The sequence below is a fragment of the Komagataeibacter xylinus genome (assembly GCF_031081985.1).
Lineage (GTDB): Bacteria > Pseudomonadota > Alphaproteobacteria > Acetobacterales > Acetobacteraceae > Komagataeibacter > Komagataeibacter xylinus_E.
The window spans coordinates 52,060-66,148 of sequence record NZ_JARWSK010000006.1 but is presented as its reverse complement, the minus strand read 5'-3'; the positions used below and the strand labels follow the sequence as shown (position 1 = coordinate 66,148).

The following is a 14,089-nucleotide window of genomic DNA, read 5'->3' as shown; positions in this document are numbered from 1 at the left end:
TTCAAAAGGGCGGCGTTTTTCGAAGCTTTTTGAAAAAAGCTTCACCAAAAACTTTCTTATGTTTTCTGGATGTTTTTCGGGCTAAATTTTCAAATAGTCTCTTATTTTTTCAGGCCGAAAAATGATAAAGATCAGCCATGCAAAATCCGTGCCGTTTTCAATAATGAATATTTACAGTTCATCAGGCAACATAACGGCGCTGAAATCAGGAATGGATATTATGACATTTCTGAACAGAAAAGTTCTTATGTTCGATATTTTATGGAAATAGAAGGCATCTATAAGGTCGTGCAGGTTACCACAGGAAAACCCTGACACCGCGCCAGATTCATGATCGAAGCTGCTTCCCCGGAAACGTCTCCTGTTTGTCAGCCCTGCGCCCGCAGCACGCGCCGCAGGGCATGGGCGCCATATTTTATGGCAGCACGGCCTGCGGGCAGAAAGGCGTAGAAATTGAGGAACCCATGCACCGTGCCGCACCAGGTGCGGGTTTCAGCCTGGCCTCCCGCCTGCTGCATGGCGTGGGCGTAGCCAGTGCCTTCATCATGCAGGGGGTCGCATTGCGCCAGCCCGATCACGGCAGGCGGCAGGCCCGCGAGCGAAGGCGCGAAAATGGGCGCAAGCCGCGGATCATGCAGGTCGGCTGGCGTGCGGATATACTGCTCGGCATACCATTCCATCAGCTTGGTCGAGAGCATGTAGCCCGTGGCATAGGTCTCGCGCGAGGGCACGTCACGCTCCCCATACAGCGAAGGGTAATAGAGCAGTTGCATGGCAAGCGTGGGGCCGCCCCGGTCACGCGCCATCTGGGCCAGCACGGCAGCCAGCGTGCCGCCCGCGCTGTCACCGGCAACAGCAATCGGCCCGCCCCAGCGATGCGCCTCGCCCGCCAGCCATTGCAACGCCGCCCAGCAATCCTCGACCGCATGGGGAAAGCGGTTCTCGGGCGCCAGGCTGTAATCGATGGACAGCACAGCCGCCCCCGACTGCCGCGCCAGCCTGCAACAGATGCCGTGATGCGAGTTCAGCCCGCAATGCACATACCCGCCCCCGTGCATGAACAGCACAACCCCATGCACCCGGCCATAGGGCACATAAAGCCGGGCAGCCAGCAGGCCGTCACGCCCCGGCACGCGGCAGTCGATCACACGCCGCACCTGTAGCGAGGACAGCCCCATGGGAAAACATGGGCGGTCGAGCTTGCGGCGCATGTCCTCCAGCGTGTGCGGCTCAACGTTACGCCGCCGCGTGTGCCACCAGTGCATGCCGCCCAGCAAGGAACGGGTAAGCAGGCCGGGGCGGGAGGCGGCGGTTGAGTCGGGCATGGAGCGCCTTTTTGGCTGAAAAACGGACTGAAAGGATATACCCCCCTCATTTATCGCTTGACGCTACGCGCATGCACCGCCAGTTTCCGCATGCCAGACGGTCGGACGGTCGCTGCCACGCGGTCATACGCGTGATGGAGGAAAGTCCGGGCTCCACGGAAAAACGGTGCCGGCTAACGGCCGGCGGGGGCGACCCCAGGGACAGTGCCACAGAAAACAGACCGCCCTCACGGCGGCGCGCGCAGCAATGCGGGCAACGTTGGGGGCAAGGGTGAAACGGTGCGGTAAGAGCGCACCGCATGCATGGTAACATGGATGGCAGGGCAAACCCCACCGGGAGCAAGACCGAATAGGAACGGCGGATGGGCCGCAAGGCGCCATCAGGGGTTTTTCCGCCCTGTCGTTCGGGTTGGTCGCGTCAGGTGCGTAGCAATGCGCATCGCAGAGGAATGATCGTCCCGCCCCGCAAGGGGCGGACAGAACCCGGCTTACAGACCGTCTGGCATTTTCCCCATATCCTGAATTCAACCGCCCTGGGCGGGGCGCTCTACCCAGAGTTGTTTACAAGTATTAACACTAAAGAACAAACCATAAACAAGGCACATTCCCGCCATATTGCGTGCGCCTGGTACGGTTTTACATGCCACCTCACTCACCTGTGCTGCAATAACGGTATTTTTCGACCATCTTTCCTGCATCTTTAATTGACCCCCCATAAAATCCCATGTTATCCCATGCTCACACCAGATTCAGAAAAGGGGCGCGGTCAAAGGCGCCACGGGGGCTGATCACTGGGTTTTCTAAATTTGCCGAGGGAGGGCATCGCGCAGCGTGAGTGTATTCCTGGGCACACACCAGAACCGGCTGGATGCAAAAGGGCGCGTTTCCATTCCCTCCGCATTCCGTGCCGCGCTGCGTGCCCGGGCCAAATCGGGCGAACCGCTGGCCATCCTGCGTCCGTCCCATCTGCATCCCTGCCTTGAGGCATGGCCCGCGGATGCTTTTGCCGCACTGACCCGCCCGCTGGATGAAATGGACATTTTTTCCGAAGATCACGACGACCTGGCCACCGCCCTCTATGCCGATGCCTATCCATTCGAGGCTGACCGCGAAGGTCGCATCCTGCTGCCTGAATCCCTGCGCGCCCATGCGGGCCTGACCGACCAGGCCACCTTCATGGGGCTGGGCCGCACCTTCCAGATCTGGGAGCCGCAGGCAGCATCCGCCCGCCGGGCCGATGCCCGCCTGCGTGCCCGCAGCCTCACCACGGGCCGTGGCGTGCCGCCCGCCACGGGCACGCCGTCATGAACGGCCCCTTCCCCCCGCACGACCCCGGCCATGTGCCCGTGATGCTGGCCGAGGTGATGGAATACCTCGCCCCGCATGATGACGGCCGTTACGTGGATGGCACGTTTGGCGGCGGTGGGTACGCGCGCGCCATCCTGGCAAGCTGCAACTGCCAGTTGTGGGGCATCGACCGCGATCCCGCCGCCATCGCGCGCGGCGCGGCCCTCGCCCCCACCTTCCCCGCTGGGGATAGTGGCACGCGGCTGCACCTGCTCCATGGCGGCTTTGCCGACATGGCGGCCCTGCTGGCCGAAGATGGGGTGACGAAGGTGGACGGCATCGTGCTTGACCTCGGCGTGTCGTCCTACCAGATCGACGAGGCCGAGCGCGGCTTCTCCTTCCGCATGGATGGCCCGCTGGACATGCGCATGAATGACACGGGGCCGACAGCGGCCGATGTGGTCAATACCCTGCCCGAGGAGGAACTGGCCGATATCATCTACCATTATGGCGAGGAACGCCTGTCGCGCCGGGTGGCGCGCGCCATCGTGAGCGCCCGCGCCGAGGCCCCGCTGCTGCGCACCACACAGCTTGCCGACGTGGTGCGCTCGGTCGTGCGCCCCGACCGGTCGGGCATCGACCCCGCCACGCGCACGTTCCAGGGGCTGCGCATTCACGTCAATGACGAACTTGGCCAGATCCGCGCCGTGCTGGAACAGGCCCCCGGCCTGCTCGCACCCGGTGGGCGGCTGGTTGTCGTCTCGTTCCATTCGCTGGAGGACAGGCTGGTCAAGCAGGCCATGCTGCACGCGGCAGGCCGCGTGCCCGCCCCCTCCCGCCATGACCCCCGCGCCATGACCGAACGCGCGGGGCCCACCGGCTTCAGGCTCCTGACCGGACGCCCCATCCGGCCAGGCGCGGAAGAAACCCACCGTAATCCACGTGCACGCAGCGCAAGACTGCGCGCGATGGAATGCATTGCCCCTCCATCCATCGCAGCATCGGAACCTGCCGCATGAGTCGGTTTGTAACGTTTTTCTTTGCCATGGTGGCGGCCGTGTCCGGCCTGTTCCTTTATAACAAGAAACAGCAGACCACAGCACTCGACCACCAGATTGCCCAGATCGTGGAGCAGACGGAACGTACCCGCGCGCAGACCGCCATGCTGCGCGCCGAATGGGCCATGCTGAACCAGCCCGACCGACTGGGCACGCTGGCCAGCCGTTACGACAAGGCGCTCCAGCCCGTCTCGCCCACGCAGTTCGTGCAGATGTCGGCGCTCAGCACCCACCTGCCGCCTGTTGGCGTGCCCTCGCACCACCCCGTGCCCGCCCCCCGTGCAACGATGGTGGCCACCCTTGCCGCCGATCATGCAGTCCCCGATCATGCAGCCCCTGCCCCCGTGCATGAGGCCGTGGCCGCCCTGCCCGCAATCGCCGCACCGGCCACGCCCGCCCATGTCGAACGCGCCATGGCGGCCCTCCCCGCCCACCATGCCGAGCCGACCGCCCAGCATGACGGACTGGCCCGCGCCATGGCCCAGATCGAGCCGCGCGCGCCCGTGCATGCCGCCCCCGAGCATGCCCGCCCGCCCGAGCGCATGGCGGCAGCCGAGCCCGTGCACCTGCCGCCCAGCCCGCGTGAGAGCATGATCACGCCTGCCCGCATGCCCGCGAGCTTCCACGCCCACAGCCAGAACATAGCCGAGGCGGCATGGCACCCCACTGCCCCGCCGCGCATGGGGGGCAGTTCGCTAGGCACGCCGCATGTGACCAGCCTGCCGCCGCCGGTGCCCGTCAGCAACTGATCGTCCTTTTCCTACCGGCCCTGTAGCCCGGAACCCGTATGCAAAATCCTTTGAGCAACCAGCCAGACAGAGGCGGACAGGCTTCCCCCGGGGGGAGCCTGCGCACGCTTATGGCGCAGGACCGCATGCATGCGCGGCTGGTGGTTGTGGCCGGGGGGTTCTGCCTGCTGTTTTCAGCCATTGCGCTCAAGCTGACGCTGGCCACGATCATCACCCCCCTGCCGCCGCAGCAACAGCAGATCGCGCCGCAGGTGCCACCCATCCCCAAAAGCGACCCCAAGGGGATGATCGCGGGTGACGTGGTGCTGCCGCAGGTGCATCGTGCCTCGGTCACCGACCGCAACGGGCAGGTGCTGGCCATGTCCCTGCCCGTAGCCCAGGTCTATGCCAACCCGCAGGAAATGATCGACGCCGCCGATGCCGCCCACCGCCTCAAGCAGGCCCTGCCCAGCCTGGACGAAGCCGAGACGAAGCGCCGCCTGTCGCTGAACAAGCAGTTCGTCTATCTGGCGCGTGACATCTCGCCCGCGCAGGAACTTGCCATCAACAACCTTGGCATTCCCGGCATCTATTTCGAACCCGGCGAGCGCCGCCGCTACCCCATGGGCCGCGTGGCCGCCCACATCCTGGGCGGGGTGGATATTGATGATCACGGCGTGGCGGGCATCGAGCGGTATTTTGACAAGCGCCTCGATGGCGACAGCCAGCCCCTGCGCCTCTCTCTCGACGTGCGCGTGCAGAACGTGGTGCATGACGAACTGCAGTCCGCGATGGACATGTTCCAGGCCATCGGCGCGTGCGCCATCGTGATGGACGTGCATACCGGCGAGATCATCACCATGGTCAGCCTGCCCGATTATGACGCCAATGACTTTGGCCGCGCTGCCCCCGATTCACGCTTCAACCGCGCCGTGACGGGCATGTACGAGCCCGGCTCGACCTTCAAGCTCCAGACCGTGGCCATGGCACTGCAGGAAGGCGTTGCCCATATCTGGGACAGTTTTTCGAGCACGCCCATAAAGATCGGCCGCTTTACCATATCGGACATGAAGAACGACCATTTCGCCCCGTGGCTGTCGCTGCCCGAGGTCATGGCCTATTCCTCCAACCCTGCCGCAGCCCATATCGCGCTTGATGCGGGCGCGCCCCGCCAGCAGGAATGGCTGCGCAGGATGGGCTTCTTCTCGCGCGTGCCGATCGAACTGCCCGAGGCGGGGCGGCCCATCATCCCTTCCGTGCATAACTGGGGGGTTTCGACCACCATGACGGTGGCGTTCGGCCACGGCGTGGCGGAGCCGCCGCTTTCCATCGTACGGGGCACGGCGGCCACGGCCAATGGCGGCTTCCTGCTCCGGCCCACCCTTGTTGCGGCGGACAGCCCCGCCACGACGGATGCGCCCGCCGATGCCACCACGGATGCCGCCATGCCTGCGGATGCGGAGCGCCTGATCTCGGCTGCCAATTCCGATATCCTGCGCAGGATCCTGCGCCTCGACGTGGCCAAGGGCACGGGGCAGAAGGCGGAATCACCGGGCTATTACGTGGGCGGCAAGACCGGCACGGCGGAAAAGATCGGCGCGCATGGCGGCTACCTCAAGCATGTCAACGTCTCGGCCTTTACCGGCATCTTCCCCATGAATGCGCCGCGCTATGCCATTTACGTCATGCTCGACAGCCCCAAGCCCACCGCCCAGACCCATGGCTGGACCACGGCAGGCTGGAACGCCGCCCCCACGGCAGCCCACATGATCACGCGCATCGCCCCCATGCTCGGGCTGTTTCCCGATACGCAGCATGAAGCCGCAATCGAGGCCTCGCTGGCCATTCCCATGCGGCCTGCCGTGCCGCGTGGCTACCGCGCGCTCGGGCCGGGCTACGACCCCGGCACGGCCAGGCTGCATGAGCACGAGCATGAAACCGCCCCCCGCGCCGCCGCCCGCCCCCATGCCGCGCGTGACGTGACCGAGGCAGCACCCGCCAGCCATGCCCTTCATGCCCGCAATGAAGCCGGGCGCGCGCCCGCCCACCACCAGCGCGAGCGGGGATGACGCGCATGGACCTGACCGAACTCCTGCACCGCGCAGGCGTGGATGCCGCGCGGCCCCTGCCTGCCGCGACCGGCCCCGTCACCAGCATTACGGCAGACAGCCGCGCCACTGGCCCCGGCGTAATCTTTGCCGCCCTGCGTGGCACGCGGGTGGATGGGCGGGCCTATATTGCGCAGGCCGTGGCCAATGGCGTTGCAGCCGTGCTGGTGCAGGCCGACCCCGCTTTCGTGCCACCGCCGGGCGTTGCCTGCGTGCAGGTGACTGATGCCCGCCGTGCCGTGGCCCTGATCGCGCACGCCCTTGCCCCCCGCCTGCCTGCCGATATCGCAGCCATTACCGGCACCAACGGCAAGACCAGCACAGCGGAGTTCCTGCGCCAGATCTGGGCGCTTCAGGGCTTGCAGGCAGGCACCATCGGCACGCTGGGCGCTGTTGCCCCCTGCCCCCTGCCTGATTGCGGCCCCGTGCTCACCACGCCCGACAGCGTGGGCCTGATGCGCCTGCTCGGTGCCATGGCGGCGGGGGGCGTGGAGCATGTCGCCATCGAGGCGTCATCGCACGGGTTGGAACAGCGCAGGCTCGATGGCATCACGCCCTATGCCGCGGGATTCAGCAACCTTACCCACGACCATCTGGACTATCACGGCACCACCGCGCATTACCGTGCCGCCAAGCTGCGCCTGTTCGACACGATCCTGCCCGAAGGCGGCATTGCCGCCCTCAACGCCGATATGGACGCCGAGACCTGTGCCGCCGTGCGCGCCATTGCCCAACGCCGCAACCTCGTGCTGCGCACCACCGGCACGCAGGGCGAGACGCTGCGCCTGCTCTCTACCCGTGCCACCCCCATGGGCCAAGACCTGCACGTCGCCACCCCTGATGGGGAATGCGAGATCAGCGTGAAGCTGGTCGGGCGCTTTCAGGTCGATAACCTGCTCATGGCCGCAGCCCTTTCTGGCCGCGCGGAAGCGGCGCCCGCGCAGGCCCTTGCCCTCCTGCCCCGCCTGCATGGCGTGCGCGGCAGGCTCGAGCGTGCCGCCGTGCTGCCGGGTGGGGCCGCCGCCTATGTCGATTACGCCCATACGCCCGATGCCATTGCCCGCCTGCTGCACTCGCTACGCCCCCACACGCCGGGCAGGCTGGTGATCGTGATGGGGGCTGGCGGCGACCGTGACCGGGGCAAGCGGCCCGTGATGGGCGCCACCGCCACCCAACTGGCCGACACCGTGATCGTGACCGATGACAACCCCCGCAGCGAGCCGCCTGCCGCCATTCGCGCGGCCATCATGGCGGCCAGCCCCGGCGCCATCGAGATTGGCGACCGCAGGCAGGCCATTGCGGCGGGGCTGGACATGCTGGGCGCGGGCGACGTGCTGGTGGTGGCGGGCAAGGGCCATGAACAGGGGCAGATCGTGGGTGATGCGGTGCTGCCATTTGATGATGCCACGGTGATCCGTGGCCTGACGGGGACTGAATGACAGTGCTATGGAGCCGCGCGGACCTTGAGGCCGCGACATCGGGGCGTTTTCCGCCCTCCAGCGCAGTGACCATTGCAGGCACCGGCGTCTCGATCGATACGCGCACGCTCCGGCCGGGCGATGTGTTCATCGCGCTGATTGGCGAGAACAGCAACGGACATGCGCATGCCGCCGCCGCCCTTGAAGCGGGCGCTGCCGCCGTGGTGGCGCATGAGTCCTGCGGCGATGACCCGCGCATCCTGATGGTGGATGACACGCTGGCCGCCCTGCAGGGCATGGCCCGTTTCGCCCGCGCGCGCTTTACGGGCCGCATGCTGGCCGTGACAGGCAGCGTGGGCAAGACCTCGGTCAAGGACATGCTGCATGCGGCACTGGCCGCATGCGGGCCGACCCATTGCGCCGTGGCGTCATACAACAATCACTGGGGCGTGCCGCTCACGCTCGCCCGCCTGCCTGCCGCAAGTGCCTATTGCGTGTGCGAGATCGGCATGAACCATGCGGGCGAGATCGCGCCGCTCGCCGCCATGGTGCGGCCCGACGTTGCAGTGGTGACCACGGTTGCCGCCTCGCATCTGGGGCTGATGGGCAGCATCGACGCCATTGCGCGTGAAAAGGCGGAACTCCTGCTGGCCCTGCCCGCAAGTGGCATCGCCGTCCTACTCGCCGGGATTGCGGGAAGTGACCATTTTGAACGCAATGCCGCCAAGGCAGGGGCCACGCTGTGGCTCGTGGGCACCACACAGGACTGCGTGGCGCAGGCGGGTGACGTGGCGCAGGATGCGCAGGGCAGTACCTTCAGCCTCACGCTGCCGGGCTGGCAGGGCGTGGCGCGCGTCAATGCGCCGGGCCGCCACATGGCTGACAATGCCATGCTGGCGCTGGCGGCAGCGCATGCGGCGGGCGCTGACATGGCCCGTGCCGTGGCGGGGCTTGCCACCTTCCGCCCCGGCGCCGGGCGGGGCGCGCTTGCAAGGGTGATGCATGACAATGTTGCCCTGCTTGATGAGAGCTACAATGCCTCACCGGCCTCTGTCCGCGCCGCACTCGACCTGCTCGGGCTTGTTGCCACGGGGCGGCGCATCGCCGTGCTGGGCGACATGCTTGAACTCGGCGCGTTTGCGCGGCATGAGCATGCCTCCCTTCTCCCTGCCGTCCGCGCGAACGCGGATGCTGTCTTCTGTTGCGGCCCGAATATGAAAACACTCTTTGACAGCCTGCCTCCTGCCCTGCGCGGGGCCTGGGCGCCGGATTCCACCACGCTCGCCCCCTTGGTGCGCACTGCCCTGCGCGCGGGCGACACGGTCATGGTCAAGGGCAGCCTTGGCAGCCGCATGCGCCATGTCGTTGCCGCCCTGAAGGCCGATGACGCCCGGGTGGGACCGGCCTGATGCTCTATGACCTGTTCGAGCACCATGCCACGGCCCATACCTCCGTGCTCAACCTGTTCCGCTACATCACGTTCCGCTCGGGTGCTGCGTGCCTGACGGCGCTGGTCATCAGCCTGTGCCTGGGCAACCCGCTGATCGCGCAGTTGCGCCGCATCCAGCGCGGTGGCCAGCCCATCCGCAAGCTCGGGCCGGAGCGCCACCTGATCGAGAAGGTGGGCACGCCCACAATGGGCGGCGTGCTGATCCTGCTCTCGCTGTTCGGCTCGACCCTGCTGTGGGCGGACCTGACCAACGGCTTCGTGTGGGCCGTCATGCTCACCACGGCGGCCTTTGGCGCGGTGGGCTTTGCCGATGACTACCTCAAGCTCTCACGCCGCAATACCGATGGCGTGTCCAAGCGGGTGCGGCTGGGCTGCGAGTTCGGGGCCTCACTGATCGGTGGCATCTGGCTCGAGCACATGATGCCGCCCGACCTTGCCAACCACCTCGCCTTTCCCTTCGTGAAAGACCTGCTGCTGCCGCTGGGCTACGCCTTTCCGCTGTTCGCCATGATCACCATCACCGGGTTTGGCAACGCCGTGAACTTTACCGACGGGCTGGACGGGCTGGCCATCGTGCCGGTCATTGTGGCGGCCCTCGTATTCGCGCTGATTTCCTACCTCGTGGGCAACCATGTGTTTGCCGACTACCTGCAACTGCACGCCGTGCCCGGCACGGGCGAGCTTGGGGTGTTCTGCTCCGCCCTTGTGGGCGCGGGGCTGGGCTTCCTGTGGTTCAACGCGCCGCCTGCCGCCGTGTTCATGGGTGATACCGGCTCGCTCGCGCTGGGTGGCGCGCTTGGCGCCGTGGCCGTTGCGGTCAAGCATGAGCTGGTGCTGTGCATCGTGGGCGGGCTGTTCGTGGTGGAGACGCTTTCGGTCATCATCCAGGTGTTCTGGTACAAGCGCACCGGGCGGCGCGTGTTCCTGATGGCGCCGCTGCACCACCATTTCGAGAAAAAGGGCTGGGCGGAATCCAAGATCGTGATCCGCTTCTGGATCGTGTCCATCGTGCTGGGGCTGTGTGGTCTGGCCACGCTGAAACTGCGGTGAGCGCGCCCTTCCCCCCCACCCTGTTCGCGGGCCACCATTATGGCGTGGCGGGGCTGGGCCGTAACGGCAATGCCGCTGTTGCCGCCCTGCTGGCCATGGGCGCAAGCGTGCAGGCGTGGGATGACCGGCCCGAGGCCCGCGCGGCCCTTGCCGACCACCCGCGCCTGAAGGTTGCGCCGTTTGCCAACATGCTGGGGCTCGCGGCCCTCGTGCTCTCGCCCGGCATTCCGCACCACCTGCCCAGCCCGCACCCGCTGGCCACCATGGCGCGGGATGCGGGCGTGCCGATCCTGTCCGATGCCGAACTGCTGTTCCGCGCCGTGCGGGCTGCGGGAAGCCAGGCGCGTTTTGCGGGCATTACCGGCACCAACGGCAAGTCCACCACCACCGTGCTGCTGGCGCACATGCTGGCCTGTGGCGGCATTGCGGTCGCGGCTGGGGGCAACCTCGGTCCTGCCGCACTCAGCCTGCCGCTGCTGCCCGATGACGGGGTGTACGTGCTTGAAATGTCATCATACATGCTCGAGCGGCTGGAGCAGTTGCATTTCGATGCCGCCTGCCTGCTCAACCTCACCCCCGACCACCTTGACCGCCATGGCGACATGACCGGCTACACGCGGGCCAAGATGCATGTGTTCGACCGCCAAGGCCCGGGCGACCTGGCCGTGCTGGGCGCGACCCTGCCCGATTATGCCAGCCTGAACCGCCTGCTTGCACCCACCCGCGCCACGGTGGCGTGCATCAGCGGGGCGGACATACCGCAATGCGATTTCTATTGCACGCCGCACGCACTGTGCGACCGCCACGGCGTGATTGCCGACCTGACCCATGTGCCCGACCTGCCCGGCACCCATAACCGCGAGAATGCCGCCGCCGCCACGGCCATGGCGCTGCATCTGGGCCTGCCGCGGGCTGCGGTGGAGGGCGCGCTGCGCAGCTTCAGCGCGCTCGACCACCGGCAGAAAACGGTGGGCAGCATAGAGGGCATTCGCTTCATCAATGACAGCAAGGCCACCAATGCCGATGCCACGGCCCGCGCGCTCGCCTGCCATGAACGCATGGTGTGGATTGCAGGCGGCACGGCCAAGGCGGGCGGAATCGAGCCGCTTGCGCCCCTGTTCGGGCGCGTGGCGCTGGCGCTGCTGATCGGGCGCGACGCGCCGGTGCTGGCCCGCACCCTTGCGCAGCACAAGGTGCCCTACCGCATTGTCGAAACCCTTGAGCGCGCCGTGCCCGAGGCATACGAGGCCGCCCGCGCGCTGGGCGTGGACGTGGTGATGCTTTCGCCCGCCTGTGCGAGCTTTGACCAGTTCAGCGGTTTTGAAGCCCGAGGCGCGCGTTTTGCAGCCCTTGTGGCAAAGCCGGAGGGCACCGGCGCGCAATGAGTGGCCTGTCGCGCATAAACACATCGCATCTGGCGCGATGGTGGCGGAGCATCGACCGGGTCACCCTGATCTGCGTGTGCATCCTGATCGGGTTCGGCTATATCCTGATGCTGGCGGCAAGCCCGGCGGTGGCGGTGCGTATTGGCGCCTCGCGCGATATGTTCATTTTCAAGCAGGTCGTCTTTCTGGTGCTCGCGGCAGTGATCGTGTGCGCAACCTCGCTCCTTTCGCTACGCGGGGTGCGGCTGATGGGGTGGATCGGCTTCGCACTCGCACTTGCCGCCACCTTCATGACCCTTGTGCATGGCATCGAGATCAAGGGCGCGCGGCGGTGGATCGCGCTGCCGATGATGTCGGTCCAGCCCTCCGAATTCCTCAAGCCCTTCTTTGCCGTGGTCACCGCCTGGCTGCTGACCGAGCGCAGGACGCGACCATATCTGCCTGGCCTGCTGGTGGCGCTGGGGCTGTTCGCGCTCGTGCTGCTGCTGCTCAAGTCGCAGCCCGATATCGGCATGCTGAGCGTGATTACCACCGTATTCCTGGCGCAGCTTTTTGTTGATGGGCTGAGCCTGTTCCTGGTGGGCGCAGGTGTCGCCAGCATGGTGGCGGCATTTATTGGCGCGTATATGGTGTTCCCGCATGTGCGCTCGCGCGTTGAGCGGTTTCTGCACCCCGCCGTGGGCGACCATTACCAGATCGACACGGCACTGCGCGCTTTTGGCAATGGTGGCCTGCTGGGGCGCGGGCCGGGTGAAGGCCGGGTGAAGGACCTGCTGCCCGATGCGCATGCCGATTTCGTATTCGCGGTGGCGGGCGAGGAATTCGGCATGCTGGTGTGCCTGTTCATCATTGGCGTGTTCGCCACCATCGTCATCCGCACGCTGCTCAAGCTGCTGCGCGAGAACGATCCCTTCATTGCCGTGGCAACGGCGGGGCTGGTGACGGGCTTCGGGTTGCAGGCCTTTGTCAACATGGGCTCGACGCTGCACCTCATCCCGACCAAGGGCATGACGCTGCCGTTCATTTCCTATGGCGGGTCATCGGCCATGTCGGTGGCGCTGACCATCGGGCTGGTGCTGGCGCTGACCCGCAACCGGCCCAACGAGACCCGCTTCGGGCAGTTTACGCCAGCCCCTACCCCCGCACCGAGAGGATCGTCATGACCCAACACTGCATTGCCGTGGCGGCCGGGGGCACCGGCGGCCACTTCTTCCCCGCCGAGGCACTGGCCTGCGAACTGGTGCGCCGGGGGCATGACATTCTCCTCATGACCGACCAGCGCGCAGGCGGGCGCGACAGTGGCGTGTTTGCAGGCCGCCAGCAGTTCGTACTGCCGGGCGCTGGCATTGCCGGGCGCGGCCTGGCGCGGGCCAGCCGGGCGGCGCTGGCGCTGGCGCGGGGCACGATGCAGGCACGCGGCATCATTGGCCGCATCCGTCCTGCCGCCATCATCGGCTTTGGCGGCTACCCCTCCGTGCCGCCGCTGCTTGGCGGCTGGCTGCTGGGCAGGAACCGCCCGCTGCTGTTCATTCATGAAGGCAATGCGGTGCTGGGCAAGGCCAATGGCTTCCTGGCCCCGCGCATGGATGGCATCGCCACGTCCTTCCCCACGGTGGCGGGCGTGCCCTCTGGCGTGCCCACCACGCTGACCGGCATGCCGGTGCGCCCCGATATCGCGGCACTGGGCGGGGAAGGCTATGAACCCTCGAACGGCGTGCTCAACCTTCTGGTATGGGGCGGCTCGCTGGGTGCCCGCGTGTTCAGCGACGTGGTGCCCGAAGCCCTTGCCGCCCTGCCGCCTGCGCTGCGCGCGCGGCTGCAGGTCACCCAGCAGGCCCGCGCGGAGGATGTCGAACGCGTGCAGGCCGCCTATAAAACGGCTGGCATTCCCGCCACCATAGCGCCTTTCCTTGATGACGTGCCCGGCCTGCTGCGCGCAGCCCATCTGGTCATTGGCCGCGCGGGTGGCTCATCGGTGGCGGAACTGGCCGTGGCGGGCCGCCCGTCGCTTCTGGTGCCGCTGCCCATCGCCGCGCGTGATGAACAGGGCGCCAACGCGCAGGCGCTGATTGATGCAGGGGCGGCATGGATGATCCGCCAGCCTGATTTTACTGCCCCGGCACTCACGCAACGCCTGACCACCCTGCTCGCTGACCGCGACCTGCTGGCCCGCACGGCGCAGGCCGCAAGCCGCCTTGGCCGCCCCGATGCCGCCCGCCTTCTGGCCGATATGATAGAAGCCCGCTTGCCTGACACGCCCCGCACCGCTTAATTCCCGGC

The 14,089-nt window shown here is 66.6% G+C and carries 11 protein-coding genes and 1 other RNA gene; 11 read left to right on the top strand and 1 reads right to left on the bottom strand.

From position 1 onward, the window contains the following. Positions 1-368 precede the first annotated feature (368 nt). Positions 369-1,325 carry an alpha/beta hydrolase gene (locus tag QEG70_RS12175; protein ID WP_308720922.1) on the bottom strand — a complete coding sequence of 319 codons (957 nt, stop codon included), beginning with the start codon at positions 1,323-1,325 and terminating at the stop codon, positions 369-371. A 93-nt stretch (positions 1,326-1,418) separates the two neighbouring features. Between QEG70_RS12175 and rnpB the strand changes: the two genes are divergently transcribed. The 11 genes from rnpB to murG all read left to right on the top strand — a co-directional run bounded on the left by rnpB (position 1,419) and on the right by murG (position 14,081). Beyond that, positions 1,419-1,832, top strand: an RNA gene (gene rnpB, locus QEG70_RS12170) — RNase P RNA component class A. Between the two features lie 324 nt (positions 1,833-2,156). Further along, positions 2,157-2,633, top strand: coding sequence for a division/cell wall cluster transcriptional repressor MraZ (gene mraZ / locus QEG70_RS12165; protein ID WP_308720921.1), 477 nt, complete (start codon positions 2,157-2,159; stop codon positions 2,631-2,633). Continuing rightward, positions 2,630-3,631, top strand: a complete 1,002-nt coding sequence (gene rsmH, locus QEG70_RS12160) for a 16S rRNA (cytosine(1402)-N(4))-methyltransferase RsmH (RefSeq protein ID WP_308720920.1) — start codon at positions 2,630-2,632, stop codon at positions 3,629-3,631. The genes mraZ and rsmH overlap by 4 nt, the downstream gene beginning before the upstream one ends. Next, on the top strand, positions 3,628-4,419 hold the full coding sequence (gene ftsL / locus QEG70_RS12155; protein ID WP_308720919.1) for a cell division protein FtsL: 792 nt from the start codon (positions 3,628-3,630) through the stop codon (positions 4,417-4,419). The genes rsmH and ftsL overlap by 4 nt, the downstream gene beginning before the upstream one ends. A gap of 38 nt (positions 4,420-4,457) precedes the next feature. Further along, the gene (locus QEG70_RS12150) at positions 4,458-6,467 is read left to right on the top strand and encodes a peptidoglycan D,D-transpeptidase FtsI family protein (RefSeq protein ID WP_374762599.1); all 2,010 of its coding nucleotides are present in this window, start codon (positions 4,458-4,460) and stop codon (positions 6,465-6,467) included. A gap of 5 nt (positions 6,468-6,472) precedes the next feature. Next, positions 6,473-7,945 (top strand): UDP-N-acetylmuramoyl-L-alanyl-D-glutamate--2,6-diaminopimelate ligase, encoded by a 1,473-nt coding sequence (locus QEG70_RS12145; protein ID WP_308720917.1) that lies wholly within the window; start codon positions 6,473-6,475, stop codon positions 7,943-7,945. Continuing rightward, the gene (locus tag QEG70_RS12140; protein ID WP_308720916.1) at positions 7,942-9,333 is read left to right on the top strand and encodes a UDP-N-acetylmuramoyl-tripeptide--D-alanyl-D-alanine ligase; all 1,392 of its coding nucleotides are present in this window, start codon (positions 7,942-7,944) and stop codon (positions 9,331-9,333) included. The genes QEG70_RS12145 and QEG70_RS12140 overlap by 4 nt, the downstream gene beginning before the upstream one ends. Beyond that, positions 9,333-10,424 (top strand): phospho-N-acetylmuramoyl-pentapeptide-transferase, encoded by a 1,092-nt coding sequence (gene mraY, locus QEG70_RS12135; RefSeq protein WP_061275344.1) that lies wholly within the window; start codon positions 9,333-9,335, stop codon positions 10,422-10,424. The genes QEG70_RS12140 and mraY overlap by 1 nt, the downstream gene beginning before the upstream one ends. Continuing rightward, the gene (gene murD / locus QEG70_RS12130; RefSeq protein WP_308720915.1) at positions 10,421-11,809 is read left to right on the top strand and encodes a UDP-N-acetylmuramoyl-L-alanine--D-glutamate ligase; all 1,389 of its coding nucleotides are present in this window, start codon (positions 10,421-10,423) and stop codon (positions 11,807-11,809) included. The genes mraY and murD overlap by 4 nt, the downstream gene beginning before the upstream one ends. Continuing rightward, on the top strand, positions 11,806-12,972 hold the full coding sequence (locus tag QEG70_RS12125) for an FtsW/RodA/SpoVE family cell cycle protein (RefSeq protein WP_308720914.1): 1,167 nt from the start codon (positions 11,806-11,808) through the stop codon (positions 12,970-12,972). Before murD ends, QEG70_RS12125 begins: the two co-directional genes overlap by 4 nt. Then, the gene (gene murG, locus QEG70_RS12120) at positions 12,969-14,081 is read left to right on the top strand and encodes an undecaprenyldiphospho-muramoylpentapeptide beta-N-acetylglucosaminyltransferase (RefSeq protein ID WP_308720913.1); all 1,113 of its coding nucleotides are present in this window, start codon (positions 12,969-12,971) and stop codon (positions 14,079-14,081) included. The genes QEG70_RS12125 and murG overlap by 4 nt, the downstream gene beginning before the upstream one ends. Positions 14,082-14,089 lie beyond the last annotated feature (8 nt).

Coding starts and splice junctions, on each gene's coding strand:
- QEG70_RS12175 (WP_308720922.1), bottom strand. CDS start 1,325: ATGCCCGACTCAACCGCCGCCTCCCGCCCCGGCCTGCTTACCCGTTCC.
- rsmH (WP_308720920.1), top strand. CDS start 2,630: ATGAACGGCCCCTTCCCCCCGCACGACCCCGGCCATGTGCCCGTGATG.
- ftsL (WP_308720919.1), top strand. CDS start 3,628: ATGAGTCGGTTTGTAACGTTTTTCTTTGCCATGGTGGCGGCCGTGTCC.
- QEG70_RS12150 (WP_374762599.1), top strand. CDS start 4,458: ATGCAAAATCCTTTGAGCAACCAGCCAGACAGAGGCGGACAGGCTTCC.
- QEG70_RS12145 (WP_308720917.1), top strand. CDS start 6,473: ATGGACCTGACCGAACTCCTGCACCGCGCAGGCGTGGATGCCGCGCGG.
- QEG70_RS12140 (WP_308720916.1), top strand. CDS start 7,942: ATGACAGTGCTATGGAGCCGCGCGGACCTTGAGGCCGCGACATCGGGG.
- mraY (WP_061275344.1), top strand. CDS start 9,333: ATGCTCTATGACCTGTTCGAGCACCATGCCACGGCCCATACCTCCGTG.
- QEG70_RS12125 (WP_308720914.1), top strand. CDS start 11,806: ATGAGTGGCCTGTCGCGCATAAACACATCGCATCTGGCGCGATGGTGG.
- murG (WP_308720913.1), top strand. CDS start 12,969: ATGACCCAACACTGCATTGCCGTGGCGGCCGGGGGCACCGGCGGCCAC.